Genomic DNA, 14,628 nt, shown 5'->3' on the forward strand with positions numbered 1-14,628 from the left:
CGTAAGTTGTCGCAAAAGTAGGGAAAAAATTATAATTTTGTGCTTAAGTATGGTAAAATGCTATAAATTAGCGGCTGGAAATTTGTAGCGAACCGAATAAATGATGAATAATTGGAATATGAAACGCATATTTTGTTTACTGACCATCTTCTTTTGTACTTTGTTTGCTTTTAATGCTTCGGCTCAGGAAGAGCGGGATAGTCCGAGACGTGGAGAAGGAATCTCTGTTTTCCTGGAACGTAACAAGCGCCCGGGGAGAGCCTATTATAAGGAGTTTTTGGAGCTGAACAAGAAACTTCTTAAAGGGAAGGAGGAATTGCGGCTGGGAGTGAAGTATGTACTGCCCCCATTATCAAAGCCGGTTGGCAATGGGAAGAAGACAATCAATGAACCTTTGTTCGGGAAAGCGCTTGCCAGTGTAAAAGTGACATCCAACCGTTTGCAGGGCGCTTGTTTTTATGTAGTGAGCGGGCATGGAGGCCCCGACCCCGGAGCTATCGGCAGAATCGGCAAAATAGAACTGCATGAAGATGAGTATGCGTATGATGTGGCTTTGCGCCTTGCCCGTAACTTGATGCAAGAGGGGGCGGAAGTCCGTATCATTATCCAGGATGCTAAAGACGGAATCCGTGATGACAAGTACCTTTCCAACAGCAAACGTGAGACGTGCATGGGAGCTCCCATACCCTTGAACCAAGTGGCACGTCTCCGGCAACGTTGCGCCAAAATCAATGAGTTTTACAAGAAGGACCGCAAGAACTATAAATATTGCCGTGCCATTTTTCTTCATGTGGACAGTCGCAGTAAGAGCCATCAGACCGATGTGTTCTTTTACCACTCTAAAAGCAAGCCCGACAGCAAGCGTCTGGCTAAGACCATGAAGAAAACTTTCGAATCGAAATATGACAAGCACCAGCCCAACCGTGGGTTTACCGGAACTGTCAGCGCACGCAATCTTTATGTGTTAGCCAATACTTCTCCCGCTTCCGTATTCGTGGAATTGGGAAATATCCAGAACACTTTTGACCAGCGCCGTTTTGTAATCAGTTCGAACCGCCAGGCCTTGGCCAAGTGGATGATGGAGGGTTTCATCACGGATTATAAAAAGGCGAAATAAGGACAATCAACTCTCACTCTCCTTTTTCTTTTCGTGTACCACCACGACTGTAACGGCCGTTATTATCAGCGCCATGCCGATGGCGCTGGCCGGTGTGAAGCTTTCATTGAATATCAGGCAACCGATAACTACGGCTGTCAGAGGTTCCAAGGCCCCGAAAATGGAAGTCAGTGTAGGCCCTATGTATTTAATGGCTTTTACCAGGGTGATGTTGGATATAGCTGTTGCCGGCAGCGCCAGTCCGAGAATATTCAGCCATGTGTAGGTATCATTGGCCAGCCGGATGCCTCCGGTCAGATATCCTCCTATAATAAAGAACAAGGCTCCCAGCCCCATTACGTAGCATGTCAATGCAGTGGAGGGAATCTGCACGGCACGGCTCTTCCTTACTCCTACGATATATCCTCCATAAAAGAATACGGACAGACCGGCAGCAATCAGCCCGATGGTCGTGTTTCCTCCTTCAAAGTCTATTTTGCCGGATGACAAAAGTCCAGCTCCGCTTAGTGACACCAACACGGCAAACAGAATGGCGAATGACCTCTTTTCTCCGAAAAAGCCCATCATGGCCAGTGCCACGGCCAGCGGATACATGAAATGAATGGTGGATGCCACTCCGCTGGATATGTTCTGATAGGCGATGACCAGACTGAAGGAGGTAGCTGCTCGGAGCAGGCTGAGGATGAACACCGTTCCCCAGTCTTTCCTGCTGATGCGGAATGTCTCGCCCAGCATAATGCCGAAAACGACCAAGGTAAGTGAAGCTATTCCCCATCGGTAGGCCAATACTTCGAAAGAGGAGAAGCCCGCAAGGAGTAATGAAATGGTGAAGAAAGGAGCCAGCCCGAAGGTGGCAGAGGAGAGAGCCGCATATATAAACCCTTTTATGGAAACATTTTGCATTTTTTATCTTGATTTTAATGGAGATTTTAAAATTATCTGTTTGCGTCAATTGCTTGATTCGCATTGCGTCGTGCAAAATTAATGAATAAAAACAAGCATACAGACAAGGGAGTGTCCCTTTTTTACAATACAGTATAGATATGGGTATCTAATATAGTATCGACCGGCTTGCCTGATATTTATTCGTTCCATCATGAGGTAAAAATCATTCCACCGCGGAGTAAAAATCGTTCCACCATGGTGGAACGATTTTTACTCCATGGAGGAACGAATACTTGTTCGCTGTCCGGCTCCTAAACTCTTCCGGGGAGAAAGTCTGATAGCTCCGGCAGAACAGTTTGCCTACTCTACCGGAATATAAATCTCTGTCAACAGTTCCTCCGGCGCCGTATCTGCGGGGTTGTTCAGGTAACGTTCCGCACTGGACTCATCCCGTAAGCTACATTCCATTTCGGGGATATACTTCCCGTAGATGGTATCGTATACGGCCTGCAGATGTTCGTATGGACCTTTGTATAGGAATATGGCATAGCGGCCTGCCGCGAGCTGTTTAAATCCGATGTCTCCTTTGGCCGTTGCAAATGAGGGTAGGACCATACATACATCGGTACGCAGCTTTTCAGCGGGTGTCACTTTGGGGTCATCGTGATAGATACAGTAGGGCATCACTTCTCCCATAGGCAGTTTTTCTTCCTGGATGAACTGGCAAAGGCGCATCCATGCGCTGCAATAGTCGTTCAGTTTATAGTCGCCAAAGAGGCGGATGTAAATCACATTTCTGGCAGGAACTTCTTTGATTTCGTGTTTCAGTTCCAGTTCCGGACGAATAATGGCTGGTTTCATAATTACAAAGTTTTTATTGTTACGGTATTCTAATGGTGAAATGCCGTAGAACTGCTTGAATACTTTCGACAGTGACGAAGGCGAAGAGTAGCCTATACGGTAGGCTATGTCCGCTATCGGCATGTCCGAGTAACGAAGCAACCGGGCAGCGGCTTCGGTACGCGTCCGGACAATGAACGTACCGACGGGTTCACCCAGGAAAGCTTTCATGATGCGGTGGAAGTAGAAGGGAGAGAAATGGGAAATCCTGGCCAAAGATTTCAGGTCAATTTCTTCTCCGAGGTGCAGATTTATATAATCCACTACTGCGTTCACACACTTTTGGTATTCCTCCTGGGTTGTCTTTTTCTGCTGCATGGCTCTATTGGGCTTTTTCATGTTGCAAAAATAGGAGGAAAAGAAATAGGTTACTTGTCCGATGTTGCTATAAATGCAATATCTTTAAATAAGATAAGCTATATCCCGGCACAACTTTTTCGTGCAAGCATGAAAGTTTTGCATTCGATTTGCAATATCTTTGCATTTCAGATGAAAAAACAAATGCTTGCAGATGACCGAGGAGATTAAAAGACAACTTTGGGAGTGGGCGGCGGCCTATCATTGCGCCGGCTTCATTCAGAACGACCCCGTACAGTTTCCACATCGCTATGAACGGAAGCAGGATATTGAAATCAGTGGGCTGCTGACTGCCATCATGAGTTTCGGCAACCGTAAACAGATATTGAAAAAGGCTGAAGAGTTGCATAGGTTGATGGGGGTATCACCTCATCAATACGTGTTGTCCTGCCGATGGAAGAATGACTTCCCTGCTACGGACAGAAGCAGTTTTTACCGAATGCTTTCTTATGCTGACTTTCATTCCTATTTCAGGCGTTTGCATGCTGCCTATTCTGCTTTTGACAGTCTGGAGGATGCCTTATGTACGTATGCAGGTAATCCGATGGAAAGGTTATGCGCATTTTTGGAAGTCTCGGCAAAGAGCCCCCAGAAGAAACTGAACATGTTTCTGCGCTGGATGATAAGGAAAGGTCCGGAAGTGGATTTTGGTATTTGGGAGAGATTTGATTGCAGGGACCTGATTGTGCCTTTGGACACGCATGTCTGCCGTGTGGCCTATGCTTTGGGACTCACCGAGACAGAAACATTTTCTTTGAAGAATGCCCGCCGGATTACTGAAGCTCTGGCAGAGGCCTTTCCGGACGACCCGTGCCTGGGGGACTTTGCTTTGTTTGGAAGCGGAGTCAGCGGAGTATTGTAGCGTGTTACCAGTCTATTTCTTGTATCCCTCTGCTCCGTAAGAAATCGTTGGCTTTACTGAAGTGCCTGCAACCGAAGAATCCGTATTCGGCAGAACGTGGGGACGGATGGACGGTAGTCAGAATCAAGTGTCTGCTGCTATTGATTAAAGCGGCTTTTTCTTTGGCGTACGCTCCCCAAAGCATGAATACAAGATTCTCCCGTTCTTCACTCAGTTTCTTGATAACAGCGTCTGTGAAGATTTCCCATCCCATGTTCCGGTGCGAGCCGGTTTCGTGGGCACGTACTGTGAGGACGGAATTCATAGGAAACACGCCTTGCGCTACCCAACGGTCCAGATTTCCGGAAGTCGGAATGGGCTTTCCCAAGTCCTGATGTATTTCCTTGAATATGTTTGCCAGAGAACCGGGAATGGCTATTCCTTTCGGTACGGAAAAGCAGACTCCATAATACTGACCGGGATTAGGATAAGGGTCTTGTCCGAGTATGACGACTTTCACTTTCTCGAACGGGCAAGAGTTGAAGACGTGGAAAATTTGATGGCCGGGAGGTAGCACGTTGGCATGTCCATACTCACTTTTTACAAATGCTACCAGCTTCTCAAAATAAGGTTTGTCAAACTCCTCTTGCAGGCGTTTTCTCCAGCTTTCTTCTATTTTTACGTTCATAAGAGTCTTGCAGTTACATATGAATAGGAAACGATGTTGCAAAAATACAAATAATCCGGATGAGGCAGATGCATTTACGAGTATAAAGAATGTTTTAATTATCGTATGAAACGATAGTTATTTTGAGTAAGTTTATTACTTTTGTGGTGCAATGCCGGACACTAAGCATAAAGCCGTCATTGTTGAGGTTGAACTGATTGGTAAAATAAAGGAATGGAAAATTTTCATCGTATGGATGCTTGTCCGGTACGGGATGTACTGAGCAGGTTGGGAGACAAATGGACAATGCTTGTGCTGGTCACACTGAAAGCGAATGGAACGATGCGCTTTTGCGATATACAGAAAACCATAGGGGATATTTCCCAGCGGATGCTGACGGTTACATTGCGCTCATTGGAGACGGACGGGCTGATTGTCAGGAAAGTCTATGCGGAAGTTCCTCCTCGTGTGGAGTATAACCTTACAGAAACCGGATGTAGCCTGATGCCGCATATCGAATCTTTGGTAGGATGGGCATTGGAGCATATGAATGATATTTTGAATCGGCGCAGTCTGCAGAACTGATGGGTCGATATGCAAAGAGGGTGTGTCGAAACTGGTATTCACCACAGATTACACAGATTTGCACAGATAAGCATCTTTGATTATCAGTAGATTAAGCTCATTCTGTGTTAATCCGTGTAATCTGTGGTGAATTTTGACACACCCCTTCAGAAGTTTCCAAGTGCTTGTTTTATTTCTTAGCATCGGCAAAATTGTGAACCTTGTTTTTCAGATTGTCAGCTTTCTCTGCGGCCTCATGGGCCTCATGGGCCATCTTGTCTGCTACTTTGGTGCCAACGTGCAATGCTTCTTCTTCAGCAGTGTTAATGAACTCCTTGGCTTCGCCATTTGCTTTGTGGATGGCACGGCATATGGCATCTTCCAGCTTTTTAGCTTTCTCCGTACGGGAGAAGTGGTAGGCCAATGCACCGGCAACCGAACCTATTCCCAGTCCGATCCAGAAATTAGAATCTTTACATTTCATAATCAAGTCAGTTTTTAATAGTTAAAGTTAGAATCAATTCTGATGAGACAACATACTTGCCAAAGATTGGTTCATCCGGCGGGAAAGGAATTAATAACAATTTACTTTTGTTGGTGGAGATATTTATTCTGCTTAAATTTGCGATGCACTTAAAATTTATACAAGTATGATTAGATTAAATGTTTTTATTCAGGTAAGTGCGGAGAACCGTGCCGCAGTATTGGAATCTGCCAAAGAACTGGTCGCATATTCCTTGAAGGACAATGGATGCATTGCTTATGATGTGTTTGAGAGCGCCACTCGCAGCGATGTTCTTATGATTTGTGAAACATGGAAAGATGCAGAGTCATTGTCTGCCCATGAAAAAGCAGACCATTTTGTGGCCCTGGTGCCCAAAATCCAGGGGCTGGCTGCCATGAAGTTGGAAAAATTCGAGTTCTGAATCAGTAATTTGAGGTAGTAAGGGGTTGTGTGATCATGCGTAAATAAGTATATTTGTGCATTCTTAATATACATATTTATGCTGATTACCCTTATTATCCTTGTTCTCTCCGCTGCCTTTTTTGTAGCAGGCAAAGTCCGTTCGGACATTGTGGCGCTTTGTGCGCTGATTGGTTTATTGATATTTCAGATTCTTACTCCTGAAGAGGCCCTTTCCGGCTTCTCCAACTCGGTGGTGATTATGATGGTGGGCTTGTTCGTTGTGGGCGGCGCCATTTTTCAGACCGGGCTGGCTAAAATGATAAGTTCGCGCATTTTAAAGCTGGCAGGCAAAAGCGAGCTGAAACTCTTCTTGCTGGTGATGCTGGTTACCTCTGCCATTGGTGCTTTTGTGAGCAATACGGGAACGGTGGCTTTGATGCTGCCTATCGTGGTGAGCTTGGCACTGAGTGCCGGAATGAATCCTAGCCGTCTATTGATGCCTTTGGCTTTTGCCAGCAGCATGGGCGGTATGATGACACTTATCGGTACGCCTCCTAACTTGGTCATTCAGAATACATTGACGGGAGCGGGCTTTGAACCGCTGTCTTTCTTCTCCTTCTTGCCGGTGGGCATTGTGTGCGTGATAGTGGGAACTTTGGTTTTAATGCCTCTGACCAAATGGTTTCTCTCCAAGAAAGGCAAAAAGAATGACGGAACATTGTCGGGTAAATCATTGGACCAACTGGTACAGGAGTACGGACTTTCCAGCAACCTGTTCCGTTTGAGGGCTGTCAATGACTCCCGTCTGATAGGAAAAACCATCATAGACCTGGATGTACGCCGCAAGTATGGTCTGAATATCATTGAAGTACGGCGTGTAGACTCTTCCCAACATAGATTCCTGAAAACTATTACCCAGAAATTGGCATCACCCGATACGACTATTTGGGTGGGCGACGTGCTTTATATTACGGGAGAGGTATCGAACGTAAATCGTTTTGCTGAAGACTTTTTAATGGAAATGCTCGACGGGCATACCACTGAAGAAGCCTCTAAAGCCGACAAGTCCCTTGACTTTTATGACATCGGAATTGCCGAAATCGTGTTGATGCCCTCTTCCAATATTGTGAACCGGACGGTGAAGGAAGCGGGGTTCCGTGATAAATTTAATGTAAATGTATTGGGCATCCGTCGTAAGAAGGAATATATATTACGTGAATTGGGACGTGAGCGTATGCATAGTGGCGATGTTTTGCTGGTGCAGGGTGCGTGGCAGGACATCGCACGGATAAGCAGGGAAGATTCCGATTGGGTGGTATTGGGGCAGCCTTTGGCAGAAGCCGCCAAAGTGACGCTGGATTATAAAGCGCCCATAGCTGCCGCTATCATGGTGCTGATGGTTGCCATGATGGTCTTCGACTTTATTCCCGTGGCCCCGGTGACAGCGGTGATGATTGCCGGCTTGCTGATGGTGCTGACGGGATGTTTCAGGAATGTGGAAGCCGCCTATAAAACGATAAACTGGGAAACAATTGTACTCTTTGCAGCCATGCTCCCCATGTCTCTTGCACTCGAAAAAACCGGTGCCTCGGAATATATATCCAACAGTCTTGTGAGCGGATTGGGCAGTTATGGTCCTATTGTGTTGATGGCAGGTATCTATTTCACCACTTCATTGATGACCATGTTCATCAGCAATACGGTGACGGCAGTGCTGATGGCCCCTATTGCTCTTCAAAGTGCGATTCAGATTGGAGTAAGTCCCGTTCCGTTCTTGTTTGCCGTGACGGTTGCGGCAAGCATGTGTTTCGCTTCTCCGTTCTCTACACCGCCCAATGCACTGGTGATGCCGGCAGGACAATATACATTCATGGATTATATAAAAGTGGGGCTCCCGTTGCAGATTATTATGGGAGTGGTGATGGTATTTGTGTTGCCGTTGCTGTTTCCTTTTTAGATATATTCTTATTAATTGGAAAAAACACACTTATTGGTTGAGTGTAAAGAGGAGATTGTACGTATTAAAAGGAAAAAAGATAGATACTATGAAAAAGATTCTTTTATTAATGGCAATTTTCTTTTCTGTATTATTGCAGGCACAGCTCAACACTCTGTCTATGAATCTTCCCCAAGGGCATCCGCGTTATCTGACTGATGCCGGTGGAAAAGAGACTACTTTGAAGTTGATAAGTAATGAACCGTGGGCGGAAGAAGTGTTCGGAAAGCTGAAAAGCAAGACGGATGTTTATGTCCGGTTGACAGAAGCACAGCCGGAATGGTTGCTTTCGCGACTTGCCATGTATTGGGAATCGCATGCCACGGATGTATATGTAAAAGGTGAAACCTTTGATTATGCCGGTGGAGAAAAAGCTCCAGTTCCAACCGTACGCTATACGGGGACACGAGGGACCTTTGCTACACACAGTCGTCCGAAGTTGGAAGATGTCGTTCCTTACGATGACGTCGGTGGCAATGTTACGTTTTGCAACAACTCTTTGCCGGGACGCCCCATGGAAAGTGTGCACCCTTCCAAAACCGGTCGTAACATAGAAAGCCTGAACCGTGAAATTATGGGCATTGCCCGTGATGCAGCTTTCCTTTACTGGCTGACGGATGATGAGAAATATGCAAAATTGGCAGCCGGAGTTTTTGATACCTACATGCAGGGCATCTATTATCGGAATGTCCCCGTTGACCTGAATCATGGGCACCAGCAAACTTTGGTGGGCATGACTTCTTTCGAGGTAATCCACGAAGATATTCTTAAAGATATAGTTCCTCTTTATGATTTTCTTTACGGCTATTTACATAGCAATTATGCCGATAAACTGGAAATCTATGCCGGAGCTTTCAAGAAATGGGCAGACAATATCATAGCAAACGGAGTGCCTCATAACAACTGGAACCTGATGCAGGCGCGTTATGTCATGGACATTGGCATGATTTTGGAAGATAATAGATGTTATGCCGACGGTAAGGGGCGTGAGTACTACATTGATTATGTGCTCAACCGTTCCAGTATCCGTCAATGGAGCCTGAAGAAACTGGCGGATTATGGCTATGACTCAAATACCGGTATTTGGGCGGAGTGTCCCGGTTACAGTGGTGTTGTACTTAATGACTATGCCAACTTCACCAATCTGTTCGACCGTAATTTGGGATATGATTTGACTCTGGATTTGCCGGTTATTCCGAAAGCAGTAGCCGCTACTCCCCAATATCTGTTCCCCAACCGGATGATGTGCGGATTTGGTGATACCCATCCCGGTTATTTGAATACTTCTCCAATAATCCGCATGATAGGGAATGCCCAGGTCAATGGCAAGAAAGAGCAGGAGGATTATTTCACGGCTTTGTTGAAGTGCTTGAAGCCAGATATGGGTGAGGCGAACGGGAAACGGAATGCCCGTGTCTCCATCAATTCTTTTTTTGACGATAAACCATTGGTGCTGAATCCTGATATTAAGGCTGGCAAGATAGAAGATTATGTATCACCGTTGTTCTATGCTCCGAATGTGTCATGGTTGGTGCAGCGCAACGGGATGCATCCACGCCACAGCCTTATGGTATCGCTGAATGGCAGTGAAGGCAATCACATGCACGCCAACGGAATCTCTATGGAGCTTTATGGCAAAGGCTATGTTTTGGGTCCCGATGCCGGTATCGGCTTGTATCTGTATAGCGGATTGGATTACTTGGAATATTATTCCCAGTTTCCCAGTCATAATACGGTTTGTGTAGACGGTATATCGAGCTATCCGGTAATGAAGAGTAACCATGCTTTCCGTGTGAACTCTTGCTTTCCGGCACCGGTATCAAAGAAAGGAGAATTTTATCCGATTACATATAGTGAAGTTTACTTCCGCGAACCGGAGAGTTGTGCCGACCAGACCCGTCTGACGAGCATCGTCACCACGGGACCGGAAACCGGTTACTATGTTGACATATTCCGTAGCCGTAAAGTGCAGGGTGGAGACAAAATGCATGATTATTTTTATCACAATCTTGGGCAGACGCTTTCACTGACCGGTACAGACGGTACCGATTTGGGGTTACAGCCTACCGAAGAACTCTCTTTTGCCGGCGCACATTTGTATGCCTATTCTTATATCTACAACAAGAAAGCAGTGCAGACGGCTAAGGATGTAAAGGCCTCTTTCACTATCGACATGAAAGACGGAGATGATATTTCCATGAACTTGTGGATGAAAGGGGAAAAAGACCGTAAAGTCTTTACCGCTTTGTCTCCCATGACTGAAGGTTATAGCCGTACTCCGGGGATGCCCTACAATATCAAGGAACAGCCTACCCTGACATTTGTTGCCAGACAGTCAGGAGAGGCATGGAGCCGTCCGTTTGTGGCAATCTATGAGCCGTCTTCGGTAAACGAACCGGGACAGATTGAGTCTGTCACTTTTCCGGAGGTGGAATGTAAGGACAAAGGGAGCCATGTCGCAGTTTGCGTTGAACAGAGGAATGGTCGTAAGGATTGTATTTTATCCTCAGACAACGCGTCGCACCTTTGCGGCATGGGGGATATGAAGGCAAAAGCTGTTTATGCTTTATGCGGAAACAAGGCGGGAAAAGAAACTACATTGTTTTTGGGAAACGGTACTTTGCTGCAAACTCCTCGGGTTACTATAAAATCTGAAAAAACTGCAAATGTTTTGTTGGAACATCAACTGGATGGGTGGTATTATGAAGCCTCTGCCGATTGTACGATTACAATAAAGGGACAGACATACAAAGCTAAGGCTACAAAAGGATTGGAATATTTGGGAAGATAGTTATATCATTCCCTCTATTTTTAAGCTTGAGGTAGCTATACAGTTGATGTTTTTCGTTATATTTGCACCATAGAGTAAAGACTACAGTGTAATGAAAAACATAATAAAATACATTTTTCTTTTTCACTTGTTAATGTTCTGTGCATGGGCCTATCCAAGTACATATACCTTGCGTGGCTTGTCGGTATCCGACGGACTGTCTGATTTGCTGGTCAATGCCATTTATAAAGACTCTTTGGGATTTGTCTGGATAGGTACGGGTAATTCTTTGGAGCGTTTTGACGGAAGCCATATCAAACACTATCCGATAACCGGTTCCAATGAGAAATTGAAACGTGTCAATGTTATTGCCGAAATGGAAGATAACCAATTGTGGATGGGGAATGGCATGGGATTGTGGCGTTTGAACAAAGAATTGGATGCTTTGGAACTTATTGTCCCCGATATGATAAATTGTGCAGTCCACTCTTTGCTTCATGATGGAAAAGGGACACTCTATATCGGTAGTGCGAAAGGGCTCTTTTTATACAAGAAAGGAAACTTGGAGCAAATATTACTGGATAAAAATGCCCTTTCTGCTTCGAATGTTGTAACCGGACTTTCATTGAATGAGCAGGGCATGCTATGGATGGCAACCGAGAAGGGACTGTATTCGTTACGATTGTCCGACAGAAAAGTGAAAGCCTATCATAATGTAAAAGACGGCAAGCATGTGTGTGCTTTTAACAATATCACCCGTATCGGTTCTACCATTTATCTGGGTACTATGGACCAAGGGATTATTTCCTTTGACACCCGTTCCGGAGAATTTGAGCATTTTGTGGAGGTGGGGTGCAACATCATCTCTTCCCTTTCCAGCGACGGCAAAAATATGTTGTATGTAGGAACGGATGGCAATGGAGTGCATTTCATAGCCACAGACCGGCGGAAGGTGGTCCGTACCATGCGGCATGAGACGGGTGACAATGAAAGCTTGCGTTCCAATTCCGTTTATTCGCTTTTGGTAGACCGGAACGGAATGATTTGGATAGGGTTCTACCAGTTGGGACTTGATTATACTTTATATCAGAGTGATTTGTTTACTACTTATGCTTTCCCTCCTTATTTCAATTCCAGAGACATGCCTATCCGTGCCCTTGCCATCAATGGGCATGAAAAGCTGGTAGGTTCGCGTGACGGCTTATTCTATATTGATGAGAAAAGGAATCGTTTCAAAAGTTTCCAGTCGCCCGAAATGCGCTCCGGCATGATATTCTGTATTTTATTTTATGAAGGAGAATATTATGTAGGAACTTACGGCGGAGGAATGTACATCTTCAATCCGGAAAGGTTGACCATACGTGACTTTGCACCTGACGGTGAACAGCAACCTTTTGTAAAAGGACATATCTTCTGTATCAAGCAGGATGCGGAAGGAAATTTATGGATAGGAACTTCTCAAGGCGTTTATTGTTATAAAGACGGCAGGCAGGTGGCTCACTATACCAGTTCCAATTCCAGGCTTCCTGAAGGCAATGTCTACGAAATCTATTTTGACTCTACCCGTAAAGGATGGATTTGTACGGAAAATGGCGTATGTATCTGGGACCCTTCTTCTGAAAAGCTTCGTACGGATATATTTCCTGAGGGATTTATCCATAAGGAGAAAATCAGGGTCGTTTATGAGGACTCCGGGCATAATCTTTATTTTTTTCCGGACAAAGGCTCTCTGTTCATATCCGATTTGTCTATGAACAGCTTCCGGCGTTTGCATCCCGGTACTCCTTTGGAGGGGCGAGACGGGATGTTCATTATAGAAGATCGTAAAAAATGGCTGTGGATGGGGACGAGTGACGGTTTGTTCCATTATGACAAGAATGACAATTTTATCCCTTATAACTTTGTAGACGGTATTCCGAGTTCCATTTTTACCCTATGCCCGCCGGTTTGTGACGCGGAAGGAAATCTCTGGTTTGGAAATTCTAAAGGATTGGTCTCTTTGGATGTTGCTCACATGAATCAGAAGAAGCATGATTTTTATCCGGTCAAGGTAACCGATGTGCATATCAATGGTAAGCCGTCTACTTATCCGATGGTCACCGTTGGAAGTGGTATTTCGAGAATCGGGTTGGAGCCTTCGGAGAAAAATGTCACTTTCTGTTTTTCCGACTTTTCCTATACTTCTCCTGCTTTTATGTCCTATGAATACCAGTTGGAGGGTAGGGATGACGGTTGGATAGCAATTACAGGGCGTTCGGAAGTGACTTATTATGATTTGCCTTCCGGTTCTTATGTGTTTAAGGTGCGCCGTATGGGGGAACCGGATTCGGAAACTCTGCTGAAGGTGGAAATCGCTTCTGTTTTCAGTGGTTGGCTTGCTTGGGGGATTGTTGTAGCAGTACTGTTGGCCGGTGGAGGCTATTATTTCTTCGGGCGTGGAAAAAGACAAGCCCCTGAGCAGGTACAGGTCGTGAAAGAAGAACAATCTGTTGCGGTGGAGACAAAATCGGTATCTGAAGAAAAGTATAAAAGCGTAAAGGTCAGCTCGGAAGAGTGCAGGCGACTGACGGACAAGCTGGAAAAAATCATGCATAAAGACAAGCTTTATAAGCATTCTGATTTGAAGATAGCCGATTTGGCTGCTGCCATTGATACGTCTGCCCATACACTTTCTTATCTTTTCAATCAATACTTGGAACGCAATTATTATGATTATATCAACGATTACCGCATTGCCGAGTTTAAACGTTTAGTCAATACGGAAGAGTATTCCAAATATACGCTGAGTGCTCTTGCCGAACTTTGTGGCTTCAGTTCCCGCGCTTCTTTCTTCCGTTATTTCAAGAAAGCTACGGGAATTACTCCGAATGAATATATCCGAAGCATAGGAGGGAACAACGAATAGTCTCAAATTATTAATTGATACTGTGAGTCTCATATTCTTAAGTCGCTATATATTAGCGACTTTCTTTGTTTTTAGTCTAACCGTATTAGTTGAGATTTGTATGCCCTTCAGAAGTGTTGTTTTTATTGAAATAGAAGTTATTTTTGCATTGTTCAATCGAACGGAAAACATGAATCGTAATCTAATTTATTATGGAAAACTGCATGATGACATCCCCCCAATTGATAGCTGATTCTTATGAGCGTTATCATTTTTCGGTTTACCTGTATATATATAATAAGGTGAATAATAAGGAAGAGGCGGAAGACCTTTCTCAAGATGTATTTGTCCGTCTGATGGACTATAAACAAATGCTCCGTCCCGATACTGTCAAGTTTTTCATTTATACCATTTCGCGTAATTTGGTGAACGACTATTTGCGTCGCTATTATAAGAAACAAGAGATTACCTCTTATATGTATGATAGGACGGAGGTTGGTCATAATGAGGTGGAGTCTTGTGTGGTAGCCGATGATTTATTGGCTTGCGAGAAACGGCGGGTAGAATTTCTTCCGTCGCAGCGTCGTAAGATTTATGTCATGAACCGTTTTGAAGACAAGTCTGTCACAGATATTTCGGAAGAATTGAATCTTTCGCGCCGCACGGTGGAGAACCATCTTTTCATCAGCCGTAAAGAGGTACGCGAATACTTGAAGCAATGTATCTAATTAGGTATTGAT

General features: G+C 44.9%; 12 protein-coding genes. 8 read left to right on the forward strand and 4 right to left on the reverse strand.

Annotated features, from left to right (window positions below; genetic code table 11):
* Positions 1–100 precede the first annotated feature (100 nt).
* Positions 101–1,117, forward strand: a complete 1,017-nt coding sequence (locus tag DW896_RS02875) for an N-acetylmuramoyl-L-alanine amidase (RefSeq protein WP_009038039.1) — start codon at positions 101–103, stop codon at positions 1,115–1,117.
* Positions 1,118–1,123: 6 nt separating this feature from the next.
* Here DW896_RS02875 and DW896_RS02880 read toward each other — a convergent pair whose 3' ends face one another.
* On the reverse strand, positions 1,124–2,020 hold the full coding sequence (locus DW896_RS02880; RefSeq protein ID WP_009038040.1) for a DMT family transporter: 897 nt from the start codon (positions 2,018–2,020) through the stop codon (positions 1,124–1,126).
* A 342-nt stretch (positions 2,021–2,362) separates the two neighbouring features.
* A complete protein-coding gene (locus tag DW896_RS02885) occupies positions 2,363–3,220 on the reverse strand; it encodes a GyrI-like domain-containing protein (protein WP_034529538.1) in 858 nt (285 codons plus the stop codon).
* A 193-nt stretch (positions 3,221–3,413) separates the two neighbouring features.
* Between DW896_RS02885 and DW896_RS02895 the strand changes: the two genes are divergently transcribed.
* The gene (locus DW896_RS02895; protein ID WP_009038042.1) at positions 3,414–4,121 is read left to right on the forward strand and encodes a TIGR02757 family protein; all 708 of its coding nucleotides are present in this window, start codon (positions 3,414–3,416) and stop codon (positions 4,119–4,121) included.
* Positions 4,122–4,125: 4 nt separating this feature from the next.
* On the opposite strand, the gene ung is transcribed toward DW896_RS02895, so the two are convergent.
* Entirely contained in the window at positions 4,126–4,788 is a 663-nt protein-coding gene (gene ung / locus DW896_RS02900) for a uracil-DNA glycosylase (RefSeq protein ID WP_009038043.1), read from the reverse strand.
* A gap of 213 nt (positions 4,789–5,001) precedes the next feature.
* Between ung and DW896_RS02905 the strand changes: the two genes are divergently transcribed.
* A complete protein-coding gene (locus DW896_RS02905) occupies positions 5,002–5,352 on the forward strand; it encodes a helix-turn-helix domain-containing protein (protein ID WP_009038044.1) in 351 nt (116 codons plus the stop codon).
* Positions 5,353–5,521: 169 nt separating this feature from the next.
* On the opposite strand, the gene DW896_RS02910 is transcribed toward DW896_RS02905, so the two are convergent.
* Positions 5,522–5,815, reverse strand: coding sequence for a YtxH domain-containing protein (locus tag DW896_RS02910; protein ID WP_005826938.1), 294 nt, complete (start codon positions 5,813–5,815; stop codon positions 5,522–5,524).
* A 166-nt stretch (positions 5,816–5,981) separates the two neighbouring features.
* On the opposite strand from DW896_RS02910, the gene DW896_RS02915 reads away from it, so the two are divergent.
* The 5 genes from DW896_RS02915 to DW896_RS02935 all read left to right on the forward strand — a co-directional run bounded on the left by DW896_RS02915 (position 5,982) and on the right by DW896_RS02935 (position 14,616).
* Complete coding sequence (locus tag DW896_RS02915) at positions 5,982–6,257, forward strand: putative quinol monooxygenase (RefSeq protein ID WP_005826936.1); 276 nt, start codon at positions 5,982–5,984, stop codon at positions 6,255–6,257.
* Positions 6,258–6,335: 78 nt separating this feature from the next.
* The gene (locus DW896_RS02920) at positions 6,336–8,195 is read left to right on the forward strand and encodes an SLC13 family permease (RefSeq protein ID WP_005832990.1); all 1,860 of its coding nucleotides are present in this window, start codon (positions 6,336–6,338) and stop codon (positions 8,193–8,195) included.
* 88 nt (positions 8,196–8,283) lie between these two features.
* Complete coding sequence (locus tag DW896_RS02925) at positions 8,284–11,025, forward strand: heparinase II/III family protein (protein WP_009038046.1); 2,742 nt, start codon at positions 8,284–8,286, stop codon at positions 11,023–11,025.
* Positions 11,026–11,116: 91 nt separating this feature from the next.
* Positions 11,117–13,909, forward strand: a complete 2,793-nt coding sequence (locus DW896_RS02930; RefSeq protein WP_009038047.1) for a two-component regulator propeller domain-containing protein — start codon at positions 11,117–11,119, stop codon at positions 13,907–13,909.
* Between the two features lie 191 nt (positions 13,910–14,100).
* Positions 14,101–14,616, forward strand: a complete 516-nt coding sequence (locus DW896_RS02935) for a sigma-70 family RNA polymerase sigma factor (RefSeq protein WP_009038048.1) — start codon at positions 14,101–14,103, stop codon at positions 14,614–14,616.
* Positions 14,617–14,628 lie beyond the last annotated feature (12 nt).

The sequence above is a fragment of the Bacteroides sp. AM41-16 genome, assembly GCF_003603495.1.
In the GTDB taxonomy this organism is placed as follows: domain Bacteria; phylum Bacteroidota; class Bacteroidia; order Bacteroidales; family Bacteroidaceae; genus Bacteroides; species Bacteroides uniformis.